A 22,466-nucleotide genomic window follows, 5' to 3' on the forward strand; every position below is an offset into this window, starting at 1 on the left:
CATGACCCAGGCACTCGAGGACCTGCTCGATCTGCTCGACCTGGAGCGGATCGAGCGGGACATCTTCCGCGGCCGGTCGCGCTCCGCCGTCGTCCCGCGGGTCTTCGGCGGGCAGGTCGCGGCGCAGGCACTGGTCGCGGCCGGGCGGACCGTTCCCGAGGACCGGTTCGCCCACTCCCTGCACGCGTACTTCCTGCGGGCGGGGGACCCGGACGCGCCCATCGTCTACACCGTCGACCGGATCCGCGACGGGCGCTCCTTCACCACCCGCCGGGTCGTCGCCGTCCAGCACGGACAGCCGATCTTCCACCTCTCCGCGTCCTTCCAGACGTACGAGGAGGGCATGGACCACCAGGCCGCCATGCCTGCCGCGCCCGATCCGGAGACCCTGCCGACGGCCGCCCAGACGCTGCCCGCCCACCTGGACGGCCGGGTCGACCCGGGCATCCTGGAGCGGCTGCTGCAGACCCGCGAGGCCGTCGACCTCCGGTACGTCGACGCGCCGCCGTTCGCGAGTGTCGGGGAGCCGCGCGAGCCGCGCTCCCAGGTGTGGTTCCGCACCAACGGCAAACTCGACGGCGCCATCGACGAGCCGCTGCTGCACGTCTGCCTCGCCACGTACGTCTCCGACATGACGCTCCTCGACTCCGTGCTGCTCGCCCACGGGCGCGGCGGCTGGGTCACCGGCGACGTCGTCGGGGCCTCGCTGGACCACGCGATGTGGTTCCACCGGCCGTTCCGCGCCGACGAATGGCTGCTGTACGACCAGGAGTCGCCGTCCGCCTCCGGCGGGCGCGGACTGGGACAGGCCCGCATCCACACGCGGGACGGGCGACTCGCCATCACCGTGATCCAGGAAGGCGTGGTCCGCGTCCCTCGGTCAGACTGAGGCATGGCTGAAGCGGCACCCGGTCCGGACCGCGGCGACGAGAGCGTCCTCACGGTCGTCGTCGCCGCCGTCGCCAATCTCGGCATCGCGCTCGCCAAGGCGGTCGCCGGCCTCATCAGCGGATCCAGCGCGATGCTGTCGGAGGCCGCGCACTCCGTCGCCGACACCGTCACCGAGCTGATGCTGCTCACCGCGCTGAAACGCAGCGCGAGACCCGCGGACGAGGAGCACCCGCTCGGCCACGGCCCCGAGCGGTACATCTGGGCGCTCCTCGCGGCCGTCGCGACCTTCGTCGGCGGCGCGGTCTTCTCCCTCTACGACGGCGTCCACACCCTCGTCGCGGGCGAGGAACCGGGCGACCCCCTCGTGTCGTACGTCGTGCTCGGCGTCGCCTTCCTGCTGGAGGGCCTCTCGCTGCGGACCGGCGTCCGCCAGGCACGGGGCGAGGCGGAGAGCCTCGGCACGCCCTTCCGGCGCTACCTCCGGCGCACGCCCGACACCGCCGTGAAGGCGGTCGTCATGGAGGACTCGGCCGCCCTGGCGGGGCTGCTGCTGGCAGCCGGCGGGCTGCTGGGCGGGCAGCTCACCGGCTCCGGCGTCTGGGACGGCCTCGCCTCCCTGTGCATCGGGGTCCTGCTGCTCTACGTGGCCTGGGTGCTGGGCCGGTCCAACGCGGAGCTGCTGATCGGGCGACCGCTGCCGAAGCCGGCCCGGGAGCGCATCCGGGCCGAGCTGCTCGCCGTCGAGCACGTGGAGGCGGTGCTGGAACTCACGACCCTCGTGCAGGGCCCGCGCGAGGCGCTGGTCGCGGCCAAGGTCGACTTCCGGGACATGTCCACCGCCGCACAGGTCGAGTGGGCCTGCGAGCAGGCCGAGCAGCGGGTGCGCGAGGCGTACCCCGCGGTGAGCCGCGTGTACCTGGACCCGACGCCGGGCCGCGCCCGGCGCCGCGAGGAGGGACCCGACCCGTCGCCGTGACGCCCCGGCCGGCGCGCCGGGAGTCAGGAACGGTCGCCCACCGGCGCGCCGGGGGTCAGGACAGGCCGGCCTCGGCGAGCAGGAAGGCCGTCATCGGGTCGTAGTGCCGGGGGCTGGTGACGTGGTCGTCGAGCGGGACCGTCACCTGGACGGTGCCCTCGGACTCGGCGAGGAACAGCGCCGGGTCGTTGCAGTCCGCGTACCCCATCGAGTCGACGCCGAGCTGGCCGGCGCAGCCCGCCCAGCCGTGGTCGGCGACGACCAGGTCGGGCAGCGGGCGGCTCTCGGCCTCCAGGCCCTTCAGGATCGCCCGCATCGGCGCGCCGGAGTGGGTGTGCCAGAGCGTCGCCCCGTGCTCCAGCACCGCGACGTCCGCGAACTGCATCACGTATCCCTCGTCCGTGCTCAGGCCGTCCGGGATCACCACGATCCCGCAGCCCGCGGCGCGCAGCGCGGCGGCCGTCGCCCGGTGCACGTCGAGCAGGCCGCCCGGGTGGCCCGTGGCGAACAGCACCCGCTCCCTGCCCGCCGCCGCCTTGCGCAGCCGTCCCGCCATCCGCTCCAGCGCGTCGACCGTCAGCTCGGGGTCGATGGTGTCCTGGCCGTACCGGTACTCCGGGTCGTCGTTCACACCGCACCGCTCGGCCATCACGGCCAGCACGTCCTGCTCGTCGGTCCAGCGGTCGCCGAGCTCCAGCCCGAGCCAGTAGTTGCGGTCGCCGTTGGCCAGCTTGCGGTAGTGGGAGAGGTTGTTCTCGCGGGGGGTGGCCACGTCACCCGCGATACGCGTCCGTACGAGGTGGGCGACGAGCTCGGCGCGGCTGGGGGTCCCGGATATCGGCATGCCCCCCATTCTGCCGGTGAGCCCCCTCCGGTGGCGCGGGAGTGCCGAACCGTGGGACGCGTGTCACTCGCGTCCGGGCTCAGGAGCGTCCTGGGCGTGCCGCAGCGCGAACCACAGCTCCATGCGGACGTCGGGGTCGTCCAGGTCCGTGTCCAGCAGGGCCGCGCAGCGGGCGACGCGCTGGCGGACGGTGTTGCGGTGCACGGCGAGGGCGACCGCCGTGCGGTCCCAACTGCCGTGCAGGGAGAGCCAGGTGCGCAGGGTCTCGGTGAGCGCGGGGTTTCCGGCGACCGGCGCGAGCACGGCCCGGGCGTGGGCGGCCGCCTCCTCGGGGACGACGAGTCCCGCGAGGCCCGGGTGCTCGCCGTGGCGGACCAGCGCGGTCCGGGTGGCCCGCGCGCGGGCCAGGGCACGGGCGGCCTGGAGGTCGGCGGCGGGCCACTCGTGCGGGGCGGCGGGCGCGCTGACGCCGCACGTCCAGCCCGCCTGGGCGGACGGCTCGCGGAGGCCGGCGGGGACGAGGACCCGTACGACGTCCCGGTCCGTGTCCACCAGCGTGGAGCCGAGTGCCGCCCCCAGCGCGGACGCGGTGACGGGGTCGGGGCCCGGGCCGTCCGGCCGCGCGTGCACGACCGTCCACAGTCCCTCGCCGAGCAGCGGCGCCACCTCGGGCGGCGCGGCGCCCAGCAGCAGCCGTACGAGGGCCGAGGAGCGGGCGGCTCCCGTGTCGCTCTGGTGCTCACCGGTGAGCAGCGACAGCAGGACGGCGCCGACGGAGGCGATGGTGTGGTCGCCGGGGTCGCGGTGCGGGGCGGCGACGCCGAGCACGAACCCCTGGCCGGTGCCGAGGGCGTAGGCGGCGAGGTGCGCGCCGGCGACGGTGTCGGTGGCGGACGTGGGGGCCGGGCCCGGGCCGCCCCCCGCCGGGCGGACCACGGCCGCCAGCGCGGCGAGCGCCCCGTCCACGGCGTCCGCCGCCGCCCCGGGCAGCCGGCCGGCCGACGCCACCCGCGCGCCGTCCGGCGCGTACAGCAGGGTCCGGCCGCCCATCCGCTGCGCGAGCCGGCGCAGCACCGAGGGGACCGGGTCCGGGCGTGCCGCCGCGGCGGCCAGGCTCTGCTGGGCCTCGGTGACACGGCGCAGTTCGGTGTGCCGGGCCTGCGCCATGAGCTGCCAGACCGCGCGGGCGACCCCCGAGAAGGTGGTGCGCGGCGGGACCTCCAGGAGCGGCAGGCCGTGGCGGTCGCAGGCCGCCACCAGGGCCCGCGGGACGGTGTCGTGCACCGGGGCCAGGCCGAAGCCGAGGGCCGCGCCGCCCGCCTCGACGATCCGCGAGACATAGGCGTCGAAGTAGGCGTCCGAGCCGTCCGCCCCGGGGATGTGCACCCCGGCGGTCAGCAGCAGTTCGCCGCCGAGCAGGTACGGATAGGGGTCCGACATCTCCGAGGTGTGCGCCCAGTGGACCACCGTGCCCGCGCCCTCGGCGCCACCCGTGTCCGAGCTTCCCGCGATCAGCCGCAGGCCGAGGTCCCCCCGGGCCAGCAGGGCGGCCAGCGGAACGGGGGGCGTGGGCGGCACGGCGGGACCGGCCGGGGCACCGGGAGTGCCGGTGACGCCGGTCGGGCCGGAGACGCCGGTGACGCCTGGCGTACCGGGGGGCACAGTGTCCGCCATGGTGGATGTTTCCTCCGTACGGGCCCGAAGCAGTGGATGAAACGTACACTTCAGCGCCGCTTTCCGGCCACCTAGGGTCGTGCCCACCGGAGGCCGCGGGTACGGGCGGATGTCCCCGCGGCCGGCTGCCGGCGAACCCCTCACACGCACGACACGCCACCGAACGCGCGAAGGAGAGCCCCTATGGCCGTCGACTACACCGTGATCGTCGTCTATCTCCTGGGCATGCTGGGCATGGGCTGGTGGGGCATGCGCCGCGCCACGTCGAAGAGCGACTTCCTGGTCGCCGGACGGCGGCTCGGTCCGGCCATGTACTCCGGCACGATGGCCGCGATCGTCCTCGGCGGCGCGTCCACCATCGGCGGCGTCGGCCTCGGCTACCAGTACGGCCTGTCCGGCGCCTGGATGGTCTTCACGATCGGCCTCGGCCTGCTGGCCCTGTCCGTCTTCTTCTCGGCACGCATCGCCCGCCTGAAGGTCTACACCGTCTCCGAGATGCTCGACCTGCGCTACGGCGGCCGGGCCGGTGTCATCTCCGGTGTCGTCATGTGGGCCTACACCCTCATGCTCGCGGTCACCTCGACCATCGCGTACGCCACGATCTTCGACGTCCTCTTCGACATGAACCGCACGCTCGCGATCGTCCTCGGCGGATCGATCGTCGTCGCCTACTCGACGCTCGGGGGCATGTGGTCGATCACGCTCACCGACATGGTCCAGTTCGTGGTGAAGACCGTCGGCGTGCTCCTCCTGCTGCTGCCCATCGCGGTCGTCAAGGCCGGCGGGTTCAGCGAGATGAAGGCGCAACTGCCCACCGAGTACTTCGACCCGCTGGGCATCGGCGGCGAGACGATCTTCACCTACGTCCTGATCTACACGTTCGGCATGCTGATCGGGCAGGACATCTGGCAGCGCGTGTTCACCGCCCGCAGCGACACCACGGCCAAGTGGGGCGGCACGGTCGCGGGCACCTACTGCCTGGTCTACGCGCTGGCCGGCGCCGTCATCGGCACCGCGGCCAAGGTCCTCTACCCGAACCTGGCCAGCGCGGACGACGCGTTCGCCACGATCGTGAAGGACGAACTGCCCGTCGGCGTGCGCGGACTCGTCCTCGCCGCGGCACTGGCCGCCGTGATGTCGACGTCCTCGGGAGCGCTCATCGCCTGCGCGACCGTCGCCAACAACGACATCTGGTCCCGGCTGCGGGGCGCGGTCGCCCGTGACTCCGGCGAACCGCACGACGAGGTGCGCGGCAACCGGGCCTTCATCCTGGTCATGGGCGTCGCGGTGATCTGCACGGCCATCGCCCTCAACAACGTCGTCGAGGCCCTGACCGTCGCGTACAACCTGCTCGTCGGCGGCCTCCTCGTCCCCATCCTCGGCGGCCTCCTCTGGAAGCGGGGCACCGCCCAGGGCGCCCTCGCCGCCGTCGCAGTCGGCGGCCTCGCGGTCGTCGGCCTGATGGCCGCGTACGGAATCCTCGCGAACGAACCCGTCTACTACGGGCTCCTCTCCTCGCTGGCCGCGTACGTGATCGTCTCGCTGCTCACCCCCGCCACCGACGCGGCCGTGCTGGCCGCCTGGCGCGAGCGCCTCGCGGGCCGGTCCACCGAACCCGTGTCCGAACCGCTGCCGGCTCACCAGTAGAGTCGGAAGAGAAGTGCATAAGCGACGAAGCGTAGGAAAGAAGGCATGACTCCATGAACACTCACGAGACGCCCCGCGGGCCCGTCGACTCGTCCCGCATCCCGCGCTACGCGGGCCCGGCGACCTTCGCCAGGCTGCCCCGGCTCGACGAGGTCGGCACCACCGACGTCGCCGTCGTCGGCGTACCGTTCGACGCGGGCGTCTCGTACCGTCCCGGAGCCCGCTTCGGCGGGAACGCGATCCGGGAGGCGAGCCGACTCCTGCGCCCCTACAACCCGGCGCAGGACGCCTCCCCGTTCGCCCTCGCGCAGGTCGCGGACGCCGGTGACATCGCGGCGAACCCGTTCGACATCCACGAGGCCGTGGAGACCATCGAGGCGGCCGCCGACGACCTCCTCGGCACCGGCGCCCGGCTCATGACCCTCGGCGGCGACCACACCATCGCGCTGCCGCTGCTCCGCTCGGTCGCCAAGAAGCACGGCCCGGTCGCGCTGCTCCACTTCGACGCGCACCTCGACACGTGGGACACCTACTTCGGCGCGGAGTACACCCACGGCACGCCGTTCCGCCGGGCCGTCGAGGAGGGCATCCTCGACACCGAGGCGCTCTCCCACGTCGGCACGCGCGGCCCGCTGTACGGCCGCCAGGACCTCACCGACGACGAGAAGCTCGGCTTCGGCATCGTCACCTCCGCCGACGTCTACCGGCGCGGCGCCGACGAGATCGCCGACCAGCTCCGCCAGCGCATCGGCGACCGCCCCCTCTACATCTCCATCGACATCGACTGCCTCGACCCGGCGCACGCGCCCGGCACCGGCACGCCCGAGGCGGGCGGCATGACCTCCAGGGAGCTCCTGGAGATCCTGCGCGGCCTCGCCTCCTGCCACCTGGTCTCGGCGGACGTCGTCGAGGTGGCGCCCGCGTACGATCACGCCGAGATCACCTCCGTCGCCGCCTCCCACACGGCGTACGAACTGACGACCATCATGTCCCGCCAGATCGCGCAGGCGCGCAAGGAGACCGACGCCAAGTGACCCACGACCACGACCTGGTGCTCCGCCCGACCGCCGCGCAGACGGAGGCAGCACTCAACCCTCCCCCCGGCCGCAACGGCGGAGACCTGGTCGTGGAGACCCTCACCGGTCTCGGCGCGACCACCGTCTTCGGACTGCCCGGCCAGCACGCGCTGGGCATGTTCGACGCCCTGCGCCGCTCGGACCTCGCCTACGTCGGCCTGCGGGTCGAGAACAACGCCGGCTTCGCCGCGGACGCGTACGGCCGGATCACCGGCGAGGCCGCCCCGCTGCTCCTGTCGACCGGACCGGGCGCCCTGACCTCCCTGGCCGCGCTCCAGGAGGCCGCCGCGGCGTCGGCCCCCGTCCTCGCGATCAGCAGCCAGGTGCCGACCGCCGGACTCGGCGGCGGACGCCGCGGCCACCTGCACGAACTCCCCGACCAGGCGGCGTCGTTCCGCGGCGTGGTCAAGTCGGTCCACACGGTCCGTACGCAGTCGCAGATCCCCTCGGCGATCGCCGAGGCCTGGGAGTCGGCGCTGACCGCCCCGCACGGCCCGGTGTGGGTGGAGATCCCGCAGGACGTGCTGCTCGCCGGGACGACCCTGCCGGTCGTCACGGCCGTGGACGCGGCACCGCACGACCTGCCCCCGCGCCCCGAACTGACCGCCGTGGCGGCCGACCTGCTCGCCGGGGCCTCCCGGCCGGCGATCATCGCGGGCGGCGGCGTCGTCCGCGCCGACGCCTCGGGGAAGCTGCGCGCGCTCGCCGAGCGGCTGGACGCCCCCGTCGTCACCACCTTCGGCGGCAAGGGCGCGTTCCCCTGGAACCACCCGCTCTCGCTCCAGTCCTGGCTGGAGGACCGTCACACGACCGACTTCCTGGAGGACGCGGACGTCCTGCTCGTCGTCGGATCGGGACTCGGCGAACTCTCCTCGAACTACTACACGTTCAAGCCCCGCGGCCGGGTGATCCAGATCGAGGCCGACCTCGGCAAGCTGGAGTCCAACCATCCCGCGCTCGGCATCCACGCGGACGCCCGCCTCGCCCTGTCCGCGCTCCTCGAAACCGTGCCCGAGCGCCGGGACCCGACCGCCGCCGACCGTGCGCGGGGCGTGCTGGACCAGGTCCGCGAGCGCATCGACGCGCAGGAACTCACCCTGGAGCGGCAGGTGCTGGCCGCCGTCCGCGAGGCCCTGCCGGACCGGTCGCCCAGCTTCTGGGACATGACGATCCTCGCCTACTGGGCCTGGTCCGCCTTCGACGCCCGCCGCCCCAACACCATGCACTCCGCGCAGGGCGCCGGCGGCCTCGGCTACGCCTTCCCGGCCGCGCTCGGTGCCGCGGTCGCCGACCCCACCCACCCCGTCCTCGCGGTCTCGGGCGACGGCGGCGCGCTCTACTCCGTCGCCGAACTGGCCACCGCCAGGCAGCACGGACTCGACGTCACCTGGCTGATCGTCGACGACGGCGGCTACGGCATCCTGCGCGAGTACATGACGGACGCCTTCGGCGAGCCCACGGCCACGGAACTGACCCGCCCGGACTACGTGGCCCTCGCCGAGTCCTTCGGTGTACCGGGCGTACGGACCACACCGGAGAACCTCGCCGCCGACCTCGCCAAGTGCCTGGCCGAGCCCGGCCCCTCGGTCGTCGTGCTGCCCGCGCTGCTGCGCATGTTCGCGCCCACGCACCTGGGCTGACGGACCCGGGCCGCGGACGACGGACCCGGGCCCGCCCACGACGGACCCGGGCCCGCCCACGACGGACCCGGGCCGCGGACGACGGAGGCGGGGCCGCCCCGTCCGGGGCCGCCCCGCCTCCCGCCGGACCGTTCAGCGCACGTCGGTGCCGAACCGGGCGTCCGTGGCGGGCGCGCCCAGGGTTCCGCCGCCGAAGGCGAGGGACGACTTGGCGGTCAGGCCGGTCGCGGTGCCGCGCAGCACCCAGACGGCCCCGTTGTCGCTGTTCTCGGCCGTCGAGCCGGCGGCGAGGTCCGGGTGGCCGTTGCCGTCGACGTCCAGGAGCGCGGTGCTCACGCCGAACCTGTCGCCGTTCTCGGCGACCCCGGAGATGCCGGCCGTGTCCTGGTGGAAGGTCTGCGCTCCGGTGCCGGTGACCCCGGAGGCGCTGCCGTGCAGCAGGGCGATCGAGCCGGCGTCGGTGAGGCTGCCGATGTCCTCGCCCGGGAGGCCGAGCGCGATGTCGGCGAAGCCGTCTCCCGTGACGTCGCCGACCGAGACCGCGGTGCCGAGGCCGTCGCCCTCCTCCTCGACGCCGGGGAAGCCGGGCAGGTCCTGGTCGAAGGCCTGCACCTTCGACTCGGACAGTCCGGAGGCCGAGCCGAAGGCGACCCGCACCTTGCTGTTCCAGCCGTCGCCGCCGACGACCACGTCGTCGAAGCCGTCGCCGTTGACGTCACCGATGCCCGTGCCCGTGCTGTTGCGGCTGGTGTCGTCCCCGGGCACCCAGCCGCGGGTGAAGCCGTCGGCGCCGCCGTACAGCAGGCGGTTGCCCCAGACGCCGTCGCCCGAGTAGATCCACTGGACGATGTCGTCCCTGCCGTCGCCGTTGACGTCGCCGACCTCGCCGGACACCACCGGGCCGGTGATCGAGGACGGGCCGTCCTGACAGCCGCCGTTGGTGGCGCAGGTCTCGTCCTCCGCCTCGTAGCCCCACCACAGGGACTTGTCGAGGAGGTTCAGGACGGCGGCGGGCTTGCCCGCGCGTGACACCGGACCCTTCCAGAGGGCGGCCGGGGCGCCCGAGGGGTCGTCACCGCCGACGTTCTGCGCGGAGAACAGGGCGAGGTCCGTCTTCCCGTCGCCGTCGAAGTCGCCGGCCTGCGGTGAGGCGCCGTACCCGGCGAGGGCCGTGCCGCCGGTGAGCCCGGAGGCGGAGCCCCACAGGACGACCGAGCCGGCCGTGCCGCCGCCGACCACGAGGTCGCTGAAGCCGTCGCGGTCGAGGTCGCCCTTGGTGAAGGTGGCCCCGAAGCGCTGGTTGGCGGTGGCGGCACCGGGGACCCCGGTGGTGGAGCGGCTGACGATCTTCTTCTTCGCCGTGGAGAGACCGTTCGACGAGCCGTACATGACGGCCACGTAGCCTGCGCGGGCCTTGCTCGACACGGTGGCGTCCGGGGCGCCGACGACGAGGTCGGCGTAACCGTCCCCGTTGAAGTCGTCCCCGGCGTCCGCCGACCCGGTGGCGGCCTGGGCCGTGGCCCCGGTGAACACCAGGGCGCCGGCCCCTCCGGCCAGCAGCGCGGCGGCGGCCAGGGGCGCCGTGAGCCGGGCGCGGGTTCTGCGTCGTGCTCGGGACATACGAGAGCCTTTCGAGTCGGTCGTCGGGACCGCGGTTGCGCCGCGCCCGTACGGTTCGACCCGGGCCGGGGCGCTCCGGTTGTACGCCCCGATGTCATGGCTTCGTAACCGTGCGGCCGGACTCCCGGTGACCCGGGGGCCCGGCGCACCCGGGGACCGCTACCAGATCGCCTCGACCCACTCGGGGTGGTCGATGAACGGGTTCCGGTTGCCCTGGTAGGTGGAGTGGATCAGGTCGTTGCGGCGCACCTCGAAGGCACTGGGCGGGTCCTGCTCGTTCCACTGCTTCAGCACGGAGAGCCGCCCGTGGTACGGGACGCTGCCGTTGGTGACCGCGTCGTTGGGCTCCAGATCGGGCCGGCCGTCGCCGCCCTCGTAGCGGACGGCCATGTAGAGGATCATGCGGGCCACGTCGCCCTTGACGGCGCTGCGGGGCTGGAAGGAGTTCGAGTCGGTGAGGCTGCCGCCGCTGTTGGTGAACGAGCTGCCGCCCGCGTCGAAGTCCTTGTTGCCCCGGACGCTGTTGACCTGGACGTCCTCGGGGCGCAGGTGGTGCAGGTCCGTGCCGGGACCGGCCGAGGTGCCGAAGTCGCCGTGCGACTGCGCCCACACGTGCTCGCGGTTCCAGTTGCCGGTGGCGCCGCCGTTGAGGGTCTTGCTGCGGGAGATGCCGCTGTAGAGCAGGACGACGTTGTTGCTGTTGTTCGGGTCCTGGTCGGTGACCTTCAGGGCGTTCCAGACCGCGGAGTACGAGATCGCGGTCTGGTCGCTGATGATCGTGTGCAGTGAGCTCTTCAGGGCCGTGCCGGTCTTGCCGATCGCGCCCGCGTAGTACGTGTCGTCGTACGCGGTGGTGGTGGCCGCGGCGGGGGTCGCGGCGACCGTCGGGAGAGTGAGGCCGACGAGGACGGCGGAGACTCCGACCGCCAGCGTCCTCCATCTGCCTGTCTGCAGAACGGACATGGGGGTGCCCTTTCCCGGGAACGGCACGCGCTGGCCATGGGCCCGCTCAACAGGCCCTGGTTCTACGCGTGTTGACCCATCGGTCAACCGGGAGCGTGGCACGCGCGAGGGGTCGGTCGCGTAACGGGGAGGAGTCGTTCGTGTGACGTTCCCGCATACGGGGCAACCCCGGGCCGTTTCCGCTCCGCCGGCCGTGAAGAGCGAGGGTTTTCCCCAACTGGCCCAGGGGGAACCCTGGTTGACGCCTCCGCCGGCCGGCGGTACGGGCCGCGTACGCCGGGGGACGCCATGCGGCGGCCGAGTCCCCGCGTGGAGCCGGGCCGGGCCGGAGTCGGGGTCGGGGTCGGGGTCGGGGCGCGGCCCGTACCGACCGGACCCTTGCCCGGCCCGGTCGCGATGCCCGGGGGACTGCGCGGCCCGGTCGCGATGCCCGGGGGACTGCGGGGCCCGGTCGCGATGCCCCGCGGCTGCCCGGCCCGGTCGCGCTGCCCGCGGGGCTGCCCGACCCGGCGATGCGCCCGCCGCCCAACCGTCCGCGCGCCCGCCCGCACGCCCGCGCATGACCGTGCCCGGTCGTGCCGGGGCGGGTGGGGGCGGGCGCGTACGAAAATACGCCTGGTCCGTACAACCTTTTCCCGTCGTGGGCGAGTCATGAACACGCGGGCGCGCAGGGGGCGCGCTCCGGATCGCACCTCAGGGGATGGGAAGCCTCCATGACTCACCGGATATCCAGGCGTGCCCGCCTGCTCGCCACGGGCCTCGGCGCCGGGGTCCTCGTGCCGCTCGCCGTGTCGGCGACGCCCGCGGCCGCCGCCGCGGCACCGCAGGTGGTGTGCACGTCGAGCCAGTCGGCGCTCGCCGCCAAGCTCCAGAAGGACATCACCGCGGCGCTGGCGAACCGCAAGGGCACGATCGCGGTGGGCCTGTACGACCGCACCACGAAGACGACCTGCACCCTCAGGTCCACGTCGGCCTACGACTCGGCCAGCATCGTCAAGGTGACCGTGCTCGCGACGCTCCTGTGGGACGCGAAGAAGCACAACCGCTACCTCACCCAGCGCGAGGCCGACCTGGCCACCGCCATGATCACCAAGTCGGACAACGCGGCGACCAGCACGCTCTGGAAGCAGCTCGGCACGACCAAGGTCAAAGGGTTCCTGGCGGCGGCGGGCATGACCGCGACCAAGCCCGGCGCGAACGGCTACTGGGGGCTCACCCAGATCACGGTGAAGGACGAGCAGAAGCTCCTGGCGCTGCTCACCGCGAAGAACACGGTGCTGAGCGACAACGCGCGCGCCTACACCCTCAAGCTGATGGGCAAGGTCGTCTCCTCCCAGCGCTGGGGCACCCCGGCCGGGGCCCCGTCCTCCGTCGCCGTCCACGTCAAGAACGGCTGGCTGTCCAGGTCGACCCACGGGTGGCGCGTGCACAGCGTCGGCACCTTCGACGGGGCGGGCCGCGACTACACGATCTCGGTCCTGACGCACGGCAACAGCACCATGGACTACGGCGTCGCCACGATCCAGGCGGTGGCCCGGGCCATCCACAAGGACATGGTGCCGGCGGCGACGAGCGCACAGCGCTACACGCCCACGAGCACCCCGAAGGAGGCGTTCCCGGCGGTACCGGCCCCCTGACCGGCGCCCGGTGCTCCCCGGGGCGCCCCCGCCCCTGACCCCCGGCCCCCGGCCCCGCCCGCGACGGCGGCGCCGGGGGAGTGCCCCGCCCGTCCCGTCCCCGCGGCGGCCCCCTTGCCCCGGACGCCACGCGACCCCCGGCGGCGCGCCCCGAGGCGGACGGCCGGCCCCCACCGACTAGCCGGGTCCCGCGGCCGACGAGCCGGATCGCCCTCCGCTGCCGCGCCCCCTCCCACCCCGCCCCCGCGCAGCCGCCCGGTACTGCCGGTACCGCCCGTACCGGTCCCTGGCGCGGGGCTCCGGGTCCCGTGCCGCGGGCGGCGGGCCCGGGAGCGGCTGCCGGACCGCACGCCCGCGTCCCGGGGACCGTCGGCGGGCGCCCGCCCGCCCCGGAACATTGCGGCGGGATGAAATCTCCCGCCGCCCGCGTTACTGCTTTCCGGACGATCAGGACGACCGGAGCGTCCGGGACGACGGACGGAGCATCAGGCGTGACAACGCAGCGGGGATGGGCACGGCGGCTGGCCGGGTACGCCTGGCGGTATCCGAAGGACGTCGTGCTCGCGCTGGGCGCCTCCCTCGCGGGCATGGCCGTACTGGCCCTGGTCCCCCTGGTGACCAAGGTGATCATCGACGACGTCGTCGGCGACCACACGCGGGACATGGGCCCCTGGGCCGGGGCGCTCCTCGGCGCCGCGGTCCTCGTGTACGTCCTCACCTACGTCCGCCGCTACTACGGCGGGCGTCTCGCCCTGGACGTCCAGCACGACCTGCGTACGGACATGTACGACACGATCACGCGCCTCGACGGGCGGCGGCAGGACGAACTGTCGACCGGCCAGGTCGTGGGCCGCGCGACGAGCGACCTCCAGCTCATCCAGGGCCTGCTCTTCATGCTGCCGATGACGATCGGCAACATCCTCCTCTTCCTGATCTCCCTGGTGATCATGGCGTGGCTGTCGCTGCCGCTCACCCTGGTCGCGCTGGCCGTCGCCCCCGCGCTGTGGGTCATCGCCAGGCGCAGCCGCGCCAAGCTCCACCCGGCCACCTGGTACGCCCAGGCGCAGGCCGCCGCGGTGGCCGGCGTCGTCGACGGCTCGGTCAGCGGCGTGCGGGTGGTCAAGGGGTTCGGCCAGGAGGACCAGGAGACCGGGAAGCTGCGCGAGATCGGCCGCAGGCTGTTCGCGGGCCGGCTGCGCACGATCCGGCTGAACTCCAAGTACACCCCGGCCCTCCAGGCCGTCCCGGCGATCGGCCAGGTCGCGATGCTGGCCCTCGGCGGCTGGCTCGCCGTCCGGGGCCAGGTCACCCTCGGCACGTTCGTCGCCTTCTCGGCCTACCTCGCCCAGCTCGTCGGCCCGGTCCGGATGCTCGCCATGGTCCTCACGGTCGGGCAGCAGGCCCGTGCGGGCGCCGAGCGCGTCCTGGAGCTGATCGACACCGAGCCGTCCATCAAGGACGGCACCAAGCCGCTGCCCGCCGACGCCCCGGCGACGGTCGAGTTCGACGACGTGTCGTTCGGCTACGACGACGACCGCCCGGTCCTGTCGGGACTCTCCTTCGAGATCCGGCCCGGCGAGACCCTCGCCGTCGTCGGCTCCTCGGGCTCGGGCAAGTCGACGGTCTCCCTGCTGCTGCCCCGCTTCTACGACGTCTCCCGCGGCGCGGTCCTCATCGGCGGCCACGACGTGCGGGAACTGACCCTCGCGTCGCTGCGCTCTGCGATCGGGCTGGTCCCGGAGGACTCCTTCCTCTTCTCGGACACCGTGCGGGCGAACATCGCCTACGGCCGCCCCGAGGCCACCGACGAGGAGATCCGGGCGGCCGCCGCGGCCGCCCAGGCGGACCGCTTCATCGACGCCCTGCCGGACGGCTACGACACCACGGTCGGCGAGCACGGCCTGACCCTCTCCGGGGGCCAGCGCCAGCGTGTCGCCCTGGCCCGGGCGATCCTCACCGACCCTCGGCTGCTCGTCCTCGACGACGCCACCTCCGCCGTCGACGCCCGGGTCGAGCACGAGATCCACGAGGCCCTGCGCGGTGTCATGGCGGGCCGCACGACCCTCCTCATCGCCCACCGCCGCTCCACCCTGAACCTCGCCGACCGCATCGCCGTCCTCGACGGCGGACGCCTCGCGGACATCGGCACGCACGAGGAGCTGACCGAACGCTCCCCGCTGTACCGGCGGCTGCTCACCGACCCGGACGAGCTGGGCGGTGTCTCCCCCGGACACACCCGGCCGTCCGGCCCGCGGGAGGACACGTCCGTCAGGGAAGAGCTGGACGCCGAGTTCGACGCCGAGCGCGGAGTCACCCCGCACCTGTGGACGGGCGACCGCGAGCCCAAGGACACGGCGCTGACCGGTACGCCCGCGAGCCCCGAACTCCTCGCCCTGGTCGACGCCCTGCCGCCCGCCACCGACACCCCCGGCATCGACGAGGCGCGCGCGGTCACCCCCGAGGCGTCGTACGGACTGCGCCGTCTGCTGCACGGCTTCGGGCTGCCCCTGCTGGTCAGCCTCGGTCTCGTCGCCGTGGACGCGGGCATGGGCCTGGTGCTGCCGATCCTGATCCGGCACGGCATCGACGAGGGCGTCTCGCGGCTCGCGATCAGCGGAGTCTGGGTGGCCTCGGCGATCGCGCTGGTCGCGGTGCTCGTCCAGTGGGCGGCGCAGATCGGCGAGACCCGGATGACGGGACGCACCGGCGAGCGGGTCCTGTACTCGCTGCGCCTGAAGATCTTCGCGCAGCTCCAGCGCCTGGGGCTCGACTACTACGAGCGCGAGCTGACCGGCCGGATCATGACCCGGATGACGACGGACGTGGACGCGCTGTCCACCTTCCTCCAGACCGGCCTGGTCACCGCGTTCGTCTCCGTCGTCACCTTCTTCGGCATCCTGGTCGCGCTGCTCGTGATCGACATGCAGCTCGCGATGGTCGTCCTCCTGACGCTGCCGCCGCTGATCGTCGGGACGTTCTTCTTCCGCCGGGCCAGCGTGAAGGCGTACGAACTGGCCCGTGAGCGGGTGTCCGCCGTCAACGCGGACCTCCAGGAGTCGGTGTCCGGGCTGCGGATCCTGCAGGCGTTCGGGCGCGAGGAGGACGGCGGCAGGCGCTTCGCGGAGGGCAGCGACAGCTACCGCCAGGCACGCATACGGGGACAGTGGCTGATCTCGGTCTACTTCCCGTTCGTACAGCTCCTGTCGTCCGTGGCGGCCGCCGCCGTGCTCGTCATGGGCGCCGTCCGCGTCGACGCGGGCACCCTCACCACCGGCGCGCTGGTGGCCTACCTCATCTACATCGACCTGTTCTTCGCCCCCGTGCAGCAGCTCTCGCAGGTCTTCGACGGCTACCAGCAGGCCACCGTCTCGCTCGGCCGGATCCAGGAACTGCTCCGGGAGCCGACGTCGACGAGGTCGGCCGACGAACCGCTGGAGGTGCTGTCCCTGCGCGGCGACATCGCCTTCGAGGACGTGGACTTCGCGTACGGGTCCGCCGACGAGGCGGAGGAGGCGCTCAGCGCGGTCTCCCTGACGATCCCGGCGGGCCAGACCGTGGCGTTCGTCGGCGAGACGGGCGCGGGCAAGTCGACCCTCGTCAAGCTCGTGGCCCGCTTCTACGACCCCACGGGCGGCCGGCTCACGGTGGACGGCACGGACCTGCGGTCCCTGGACCTCACGTCGTACCGCCACCGGCTCGGCGTGGTGCCGCAGGAGGCGTACCTCTTCCAGGGCACGGTCCGCGACGCCATCGCGTACGGCCGTCCGGACGCCACCGACGCCCAGGTGGAGGCGGCGGCGAGGGCGGTCGGCGCGCACGAGATGATCGCCACGCTGGACGGCGGCTATCTGCACGAGGTCGCCGAGCGCGGCCGCAACCTCTCCGCGGGGCAGCGCCAGTTGATCGCGCTGGCCAGGGCGGAGCTGGTCGACCCGGACATCCTGCTCCTCGACGAGGCCACGGCCGCCCTCGACCTGGCCACCGAGGCCCAGGTCAACCAGGCGACCGACCGCATCGCGGGCCGCCGCACCACGCTGGTCGTCGCCCACCGGCTGACCACGGCAGCCCGGGCGGACCGCGTCGTGCTGATGGCCGACGGCCGGGTCGCGGAGGACGGCACGCACGACGAGCTCCTCGAACTCGGAGGCCGGTACGCCGAGTTGTGGCGCACGTTCGTGGGCGGGCCGGACCCCGTCGCGAAGGTCGGCACCTGACGTGACAGGCGCGGCCCGGCGGTCCCGGCGGATGCGGCGAAGAGCACGGTACCGGCCCGAACACGACGAAAGGCCGCGTCCCGCGGACGGCGCAACCATCGGGCGTACGCCAGGCGTCCGTACTTCCGTACGCCGATTGCTGCGGGCTGCGGAGGGACACCAGTGGACATGGGCGCGATACGCCGACGCCTGGCGCTCGGCACGGCCCTGCTGAGCGTGGCGGGGCTGCTGGTGCTCGCGGGTCCCGCGACCGGTGACGCGCAGGCGGCGGCCCTGTGCTCCGGGCGGAAGGTGCGGACGCTCTCCTTCGCCACCGGGTACGTCGTCGTCCACCGGAGCCGCGACTACGTCTGCGCGGTCACCCGTCCCGAACGCGCGGGCCCCCGAGTCCACATGAAGGTGAGCGTGCAGGCCCGCGGGAGCAGGCCGGTGGTCGACGAGGGCCGGTTCACGCGGCACGCGGGCCCGGTGACCGTGCACGCCGGACACCGCTGCGTCTGGCTCAGGGGCGCGGTCGGCTCCGGCTCGATCAGTTCGGGCTGGATTCTCTGCTGAACCGGGCTCACTTCATGCCGTCCCGCCCCAATTGGGCGCAACATCCCCTGGTGCCACGCCAGTTGCTCCGCTAGGTTCCGGCGGACATCTGCGTATTCAGGGGAGAACGCATGCGCAAGACGCTCAGATGGCTGTTGTCGCTCGTGGTGCTCATAGGCACCGTGGGCACGGCCGGGGCGGCCACCGCCGCCCAGCCGCGGACCACCGGCCCCGGTGTCGTCACCGACACCGCCGCGGACATCAAGGACCGGCTCCTCGCGATACCGGGCATGAGCCTGATAGAGGAGAAGCCCTACACGGGCTACCGCTTCTTCGTCCTCAACTACACCCAGCCGGTCGACCACCGGCACCCGTCCAAGGGGACCTTCCAGCAGCGCATCACCGTGCTGCACAAGGACACGTCCCGCCCGACCGTCTTCTACACCGGCGGCTACAACGTCTCGACGAACCCGAGCCGCCGCGAGCCGACCCAGATCGTGGACGGCAACCAGGTCTCGATGGAGTACCGCTACTTCACCCCGTCCCGCCCGGCGCCGGCCGACTGGTCGAAGCTCGACATCTGGCAGGCGGCGAGCGACCAGCACCGCATCTTCAAGGCCCTCAAGAAGATCTACGACAAGAAGTGGGTCTCCACGGGCGGTTCGAAGGGCGGCATGACCGCCACCTACTTCGAGCGCTTCTACCCGCGCGACATGGACGGCGTCGTCGCGTACGTCGCGCCCAACGACGTGGTGAACAAGGAGGACTCGGCGTACGACCGGTTCTTCGCCAAGGTCGGCACCAAGGAGTGCCGCGACCGGCTGAACGGCGTCCAGCGCGAGGCGCTCGTGCGCCGCGAGGCGCTGAAGAAGAAGTACGAGGAACTGGCCGCCGCGGAGGGCTACACCTTCACCACCATCGGCAGCCTGGACCGCGCCTACGAGGCGGTCGTCCTCGACTACGTGTGGGGCTTCTGGCAGTACAGCCTGCTCGCCGACTGCGACACGATCCCCGCGGACGCCAAGAAGGCCACGGACGACGAGATCTGGACCTCGATCGACACGATCTCCGGCTTCTCGTTCTACACGGACCAGGGCCTGTCGCCCTACACGCCGTACTACTACCAGGCGGGCACCCAGCTCGGTGCCCCGACGATCAACTTCCCGCACGTCGAGAAGAAGCTGATCCGCTACGGCTACCAGCCGCCGCGCAACTTCGTGCCGCGCGACATCTCCATGAAGTTCCGGCAGGGCGCGATGCGTGACGTCGACTCCTGGGTCAAGCACAACGCGAACCACATGCTGTTCGTGTACGGCCAGAACGACCCGTGGGGCGCCGAGCCGTTCCGCCTCGGCAAGGGCGCGCGCGACGCGTACGTCTTCACCGCCCCCGGCCTGAACCACGGTGCCAACGTCGCGGGCCTCGTGCCCGAGCAGAAGGCCATCGCCACGGCCCGCATCCTGGAGTGGGCGGGCGTCGCCCCGGCCGCGGTCCTGGCGGACCCGGAGAAGGCGAAGCCGCTGGCCAAGTTCGACTCCAAGCTGGACAGGCGCACGGTGGAGCGCGGACTCCGTCCGTAGCCGTGCCGCGGCGGCCGTCCCCGCGAGAGATTCGCGGCGGCGGCCGTCCCGCCCGTCCGGTGGGGCCCTTCGGCTACACCGGACGGGCGCAGCCCACCGGCTTCGCCCCGCCCAGTTGCACGTACAGCGCCGTCGACGCGGGGCAGTCGGCCCGCCGGGCCACCGCCCGGGTCACCTTGAACTCCGGTGCCGTGGCGCCCCCGCCCGCGCACGAGGTCTCGCGGACCTCGCCCCGGCCGGCGGAGTAGACGCAGTCGCCCACGACGGTGCGCGGGCCTCCGCCGCCGCCCGGGTCGCCCGGATGCGGGTCCTCCAGATTGCGCATGCAGGCGTAGCCCTGCGGGACCGCGCCGTCGCCGTCCTCGTCGGCGGCGGGCTTCTGCTCGCTGATGTGCAGCACGAAGTCGCTGGCCGCGGGGCACGACTGCCCGCCGCCGACCCTTCCCTCGTGCCGAGCGAGCACCCGCGCCGCCGCCTTCTCGCTGGTGCACGGCACCTCGGTGAACGACTCGCGCCCGAACGAACTGCACTCGTCGACTCCGAGGAACACCGTTCCGTACCCCGGAGACCGTGTCGGAGCGGGCGCCGCGGTCCGCCCGGTCCCGGTGTTCCCGGTCCCGGCGGACTGCTGGCACCCGGTGGCCGCCGCCACCAGCGACAGCACCAGCAGCGCGCCCGCGACCCGCCGGCGACGTGCTGCCGCACCTCGTGCCTCGCGCATGGCCTTCCCCCGATCCCCCGCCCAGCGTGACCCGCCGCGGCGGGCACACGCCAGGCGTGTGGGGCGCTTTGCGCCGTTCGGGGACGCCGCGCCGGGTGCGCGGCGTAGCGCTAGTACGCCAGGCCGTGCCCGACGGGGTACAGCACCTGCGCCGGGTCGTCCGCCCGCTGCACGGGGACCGGCAGCCTGCCCACCGGGTCGGCCGCGCCGGCGATCACCCGCGCGGCGGCACGCAGTTCGACGTCCGTCCAGGAGTACGACGCCAGGGCGGCCCGCACGTCGGGGAGCTGGGCCACGTCGTACGGGTTGCGGACGGCCAGCGCCACCACCGGGCGTCCGGTCGCGAGCAGTTGGGCCACCAGGGTCCGCTGGGTGGAGGACGCCGTCACGTTGTACGTCGCGACCAGGACCGCGTCCGCCTCCTGGGCCGCGGCGACGGCCTTGGCGACGGTCGCGGCGGAGGGCGCCGTGCCCGTGGACAGCGCCGTCGCCGTGAAGCCCAGCCCGGTGAGCGCGGTGGCGAGCACGGTCGTCGGCGGTCCGGTGGTGCCGGACGGCGAGGCGGGGTCGGCGCCGACGACGAGCACCTTCGGGTGCGTGCGGTGCGAGAGCGGCAGCAGGCCCGCGGAGTTGACCAGCAGGGTCGTGGTCCGCTCGGCGATCCGGTCGGCCGCCCTGAGATGCGCGGGCGTCCCGACCGTACGGTCCACACCGCGCCGGGTGACGTACGGGTCGTCGAACAGCCCGAGCTTCGCCTTCAGCCGCAGGACGCGCAGGATCGACTCGTCGAGCCGTGCCTCCGTCAGCTCGCCGCCGCGGACCGCCTGGAGGACCGCGTTCCACGCCACGTCCAGCTTCGGCGGGTTGAGGAGCTGGTCGACGCCCGCCTTCAGGGCGAGTACGGGCACCCGGTCGTCCCCGTACTTCGTGCGCACGCCCTCCATGCCGAGGGAGTCCGTCACCACTACCCCGTCGTAGCCGAGGCGTCCGCGCAGGATGCCGGTGAGGATGGCGGGCGAGAGGGTGGCCGGGTCGCCGGACGGGTCCAGGGCCGGGACCATGATGTGCGCGGTCATGATCGAGTCGATGCCGGCCGCGACGGCCGCACGGAACGGCGGCGCGTCCAGCTCGTCCCACTGCGCCTCGGTGTGCTCGATGACGGGGAAGCCGTAGTGGCTGTCCGTCTCGGTGTCGCCGTGGCCGGGGAAGTGCTTCGACGTGGCCGCGACTCCCGCGCTCTGGTATCCCGTCACCTGGGCGGCGACCATGCGGGCCACGGCCTTCGGGTCGGAGCCGAAGGAGCGTACGCCGATGACCGGGTTGGCCGGGTTCACGTTCACGTCGGCGACCGGGGCGTAGTCCTGCCGGATGCCCATCGCGCGCAGTTCGGCGCCGCCGATCCGGCCGGCGGTCCGGGCGTCCGCGCGCGACCCTCCCGCGCCCAGGGCCATCGCTCCGGGGAACAGGGTCGCCGGGGTGCCCACCCGGGCGACGGCGCCGTGCTCCTGGTCGGTGGAGATGAGCACGGGCAGCCCGCGGGGCTGTTCGAGCGCGGCCCGCTGGATGCCGTTGCTCAGGTCCGCGATCTGGTGCGGGTCACGGGTGTTGTGCGCCCAGCCGAAGTAGATGACGCCGCCGACGCGGTACTTCGCGATCAGCTCGGCGGCGGTCCGTACACCGATCTCCTTGAGGTTGGCGTCGATGTCCGCCTGGTCGGGCGCGGTGGCCGAGTGGCCGTACACCCGCATCACGAAGAGCTGTCCGACCTTCTCTTCGAGCGTCATGCGGGAGATCAGGGTCCGGAGCCGCCGGTCGTGGTGCTTCGCGGCTTCGTCGTCCTGGGCCCGCGCTGGGGCACCGCCGACGGCGACGGCCGCCGCCGCGCCCGCGGTCGCCGCGAGCAGCGTACGTCTGGAGGTGTGCACGTGCGCTCCTTCCGGAGGGGGCCCGAAGGGGCCCGTGGAGGGGCCGAGTATGAAGGAAACTTCCAAGGAGTCACGGATATCCGGGAAATTTCTGCCAGTCAATAGCGCGGACAGCCGACAACGCGCGGCGGACCGCCGGCAGGCCCCGGCCGTGTCGGCGCGCGGGGCGGATTTGGCCCGATCGGGCCGGATCGGGCCGGATCGAGGCGGTGCCGGTCGTCGGGGCCGGAGGTGAGGGGCCGTCATCGGCGCAGTTGGAGGGGGCGCGCCGATGACGGCGTGCTGCCGGCCGCAGGCGGCGGAGAGGGTTGGTCAGCGATCGCAGCCAGCAGCGAGGCCGACACCGCTCTGCGGAGACTCATCCGGCAGCATGCGGATTGGACGGGCGGTGGCGCGGACGGGTTCCCCGTTTTCCGCTGATTCCCGGAAATCGGTGCGGGTGGGACGGGTGGTGCCGAACACACCCCGTGCGGCGCGCATTCGGGCCGTTCCCGGCCGCCCGCCCGTGTCGTCGCGGGCCGTGT

At 73.3% G+C, this 22,466-nt stretch carries 15 protein-coding genes; 9 read left to right on the top strand and 6 right to left on the bottom strand.

Going from position 1 to position 22,466, the window contains the following annotated elements; translation table 11 throughout:
- Nucleotide 1: 1 nt before the first annotated feature.
- Entirely contained in the window at nt 2–889 is an 888-nt protein-coding gene (locus tag IE265_RS10435) for an acyl-CoA thioesterase (RefSeq protein WP_190035164.1), read from the top strand.
- Between the two features lie 3 nt (nt 890–892).
- The gene (locus IE265_RS10440) at nt 893–1,867 is read left to right on the top strand and encodes a cation diffusion facilitator family transporter (protein ID WP_190035165.1); all 975 of its coding nucleotides are present in this window, start codon (nt 893–895) and stop codon (nt 1,865–1,867) included.
- Nucleotides 1,868–1,922: 55 nt separating this feature from the next.
- On the opposite strand, the gene IE265_RS10445 is transcribed toward IE265_RS10440, so the two are convergent.
- Together IE265_RS10445 and IE265_RS10450 are read right to left on the bottom strand one after the other, a co-directional pair.
- Nucleotides 1,923–2,711 (bottom strand): phosphatase, encoded by a 789-nt coding sequence (locus IE265_RS10445; RefSeq protein ID WP_190035166.1) that lies wholly within the window; start codon nt 2,709–2,711, stop codon nt 1,923–1,925.
- Between the two features lie 63 nt (nt 2,712–2,774).
- The gene (locus IE265_RS10450) at nt 2,775–4,385 is read right to left on the bottom strand and encodes a PucR family transcriptional regulator (RefSeq protein WP_190035167.1); all 1,611 of its coding nucleotides are present in this window, start codon (nt 4,383–4,385) and stop codon (nt 2,775–2,777) included.
- A gap of 183 nt (nt 4,386–4,568) precedes the next feature.
- On the opposite strand from IE265_RS10450, the gene IE265_RS10455 reads away from it, so the two are divergent.
- Genes IE265_RS10455 through IE265_RS10465 form a run of 3 tightly spaced genes read left to right on the top strand, consistent with a single transcriptional unit; the run spans nt 4,569 to nt 8,748 of the window.
- A complete protein-coding gene (locus IE265_RS10455) occupies nt 4,569–6,032 on the top strand; it encodes a sodium:solute symporter family protein (protein ID WP_190035168.1) in 1,464 nt (487 codons plus the stop codon).
- 53 nt (nt 6,033–6,085) lie between these two features.
- Complete coding sequence (gene speB / locus IE265_RS10460; RefSeq protein WP_190035169.1) at nt 6,086–7,066, top strand: agmatinase; 981 nt, start codon at nt 6,086–6,088, stop codon at nt 7,064–7,066.
- The gene (locus tag IE265_RS10465; RefSeq protein ID WP_190035170.1) at nt 7,063–8,748 is read left to right on the top strand and encodes a thiamine pyrophosphate-binding protein; all 1,686 of its coding nucleotides are present in this window, start codon (nt 7,063–7,065) and stop codon (nt 8,746–8,748) included. The genes speB and IE265_RS10465 overlap by 4 nt, the downstream gene beginning before the upstream one ends.
- A 132-nt stretch (nt 8,749–8,880) precedes the next feature.
- Here IE265_RS10465 and IE265_RS10470 read toward each other — a convergent pair whose 3' ends face one another.
- A complete protein-coding gene (locus tag IE265_RS10470) occupies nt 8,881–10,368 on the bottom strand; it encodes an FG-GAP-like repeat-containing protein (RefSeq protein ID WP_190035171.1) in 1,488 nt (495 codons plus the stop codon).
- A 159-nt stretch (nt 10,369–10,527) separates the two neighbouring features.
- Nucleotides 10,528–11,331 carry an endonuclease I family protein gene (locus IE265_RS10475; RefSeq protein WP_190035172.1) on the bottom strand — a complete coding sequence of 268 codons (804 nt, stop codon included), beginning with the start codon at nt 11,329–11,331 and terminating at the stop codon, nt 10,528–10,530.
- A 713-nt stretch (nt 11,332–12,044) separates the two neighbouring features.
- Between IE265_RS10475 and IE265_RS10480 the strand changes: the two genes are divergently transcribed.
- From IE265_RS10480 to IE265_RS10495, 4 genes are all read left to right on the top strand, one after another.
- Nucleotides 12,045–12,968 carry a serine hydrolase gene (locus IE265_RS10480; RefSeq protein ID WP_190035173.1) on the top strand — a complete coding sequence of 308 codons (924 nt, stop codon included), beginning with the start codon at nt 12,045–12,047 and terminating at the stop codon, nt 12,966–12,968.
- A gap of 491 nt (nt 12,969–13,459) precedes the next feature.
- A complete protein-coding gene (locus tag IE265_RS10485; protein WP_190035174.1) occupies nt 13,460–17,182 on the top strand; it encodes an ABC transporter ATP-binding protein in 3,723 nt (1,240 codons plus the stop codon).
- Between the two features lie 162 nt (nt 17,183–17,344).
- Nucleotides 17,345–17,737, top strand: coding sequence for a hypothetical protein (locus IE265_RS10490; RefSeq protein WP_190035175.1), 393 nt, complete (start codon nt 17,345–17,347; stop codon nt 17,735–17,737).
- Nucleotides 17,738–17,847: 110 nt separating this feature from the next.
- A complete protein-coding gene (locus IE265_RS10495; RefSeq protein ID WP_190035176.1) occupies nt 17,848–19,296 on the top strand; it encodes a S28 family serine protease in 1,449 nt (482 codons plus the stop codon).
- A 73-nt stretch (nt 19,297–19,369) separates the two neighbouring features.
- Here the strand turns inward: IE265_RS10495 and IE265_RS10500 are convergent, their stop codons facing one another.
- Nucleotides 19,370–20,017 (bottom strand): hypothetical protein, encoded by a 648-nt coding sequence (locus IE265_RS10500; protein WP_190035177.1) that lies wholly within the window; start codon nt 20,015–20,017, stop codon nt 19,370–19,372.
- A gap of 110 nt (nt 20,018–20,127) precedes the next feature.
- Nucleotides 20,128–21,942 carry a glycoside hydrolase family 3 protein gene (locus tag IE265_RS10505; protein WP_229916121.1) on the bottom strand — a complete coding sequence of 605 codons (1,815 nt, stop codon included), beginning with the start codon at nt 21,940–21,942 and terminating at the stop codon, nt 20,128–20,130.
- Nucleotides 21,943–22,466 lie beyond the last annotated feature (524 nt).

The sequence above is a fragment of the Streptomyces fructofermentans genome (assembly GCF_014651055.1).
Classification (GTDB): Bacteria; Actinomycetota; Actinomycetes; order Streptomycetales; family Streptomycetaceae; genus Streptomyces; species Streptomyces fructofermentans.

Excerpts from the sequence above, each read along its gene's own strand:
- IE265_RS10470 (WP_190035171.1), bottom strand. The coding sequence starts at position 10,368 with ATGTCCCGAGCACGACGCAGAACCCGCGCCCGGCTCACGGCGCCCCTG.
- IE265_RS10480 (WP_190035173.1), top strand. The coding sequence starts at position 12,045 with ATGACTCACCGGATATCCAGGCGTGCCCGCCTGCTCGCCACGGGCCTC.
- IE265_RS10455 (WP_190035168.1), top strand. The coding sequence starts at position 4,569 with ATGGCCGTCGACTACACCGTGATCGTCGTCTATCTCCTGGGCATGCTG.
- speB (WP_190035169.1), top strand. The coding sequence starts at position 6,086 with ATGAACACTCACGAGACGCCCCGCGGGCCCGTCGACTCGTCCCGCATC.
- IE265_RS10500 (WP_190035177.1), bottom strand. The coding sequence starts at position 20,017 with ATGCGCGAGGCACGAGGTGCGGCAGCACGTCGCCGGCGGGTCGCGGGC.
- IE265_RS10450 (WP_190035167.1), bottom strand. The coding sequence starts at position 4,385 with ATGGCGGACACTGTGCCCCCCGGTACGCCAGGCGTCACCGGCGTCTCC.
- IE265_RS10440 (WP_190035165.1), top strand. The coding sequence starts at position 893 with ATGGCTGAAGCGGCACCCGGTCCGGACCGCGGCGACGAGAGCGTCCTC.
- IE265_RS10435 (WP_190035164.1), top strand. The coding sequence starts at position 2 with ATGACCCAGGCACTCGAGGACCTGCTCGATCTGCTCGACCTGGAGCGG.
- IE265_RS10445 (WP_190035166.1), bottom strand. The coding sequence starts at position 2,711 with ATGCCGATATCCGGGACCCCCAGCCGCGCCGAGCTCGTCGCCCACCTC.
- IE265_RS10495 (WP_190035176.1), top strand. The coding sequence starts at position 17,848 with ATGCGCAAGACGCTCAGATGGCTGTTGTCGCTCGTGGTGCTCATAGGC.
- IE265_RS10475 (WP_190035172.1), bottom strand. The coding sequence starts at position 11,331 with ATGTCCGTTCTGCAGACAGGCAGATGGAGGACGCTGGCGGTCGGAGTC.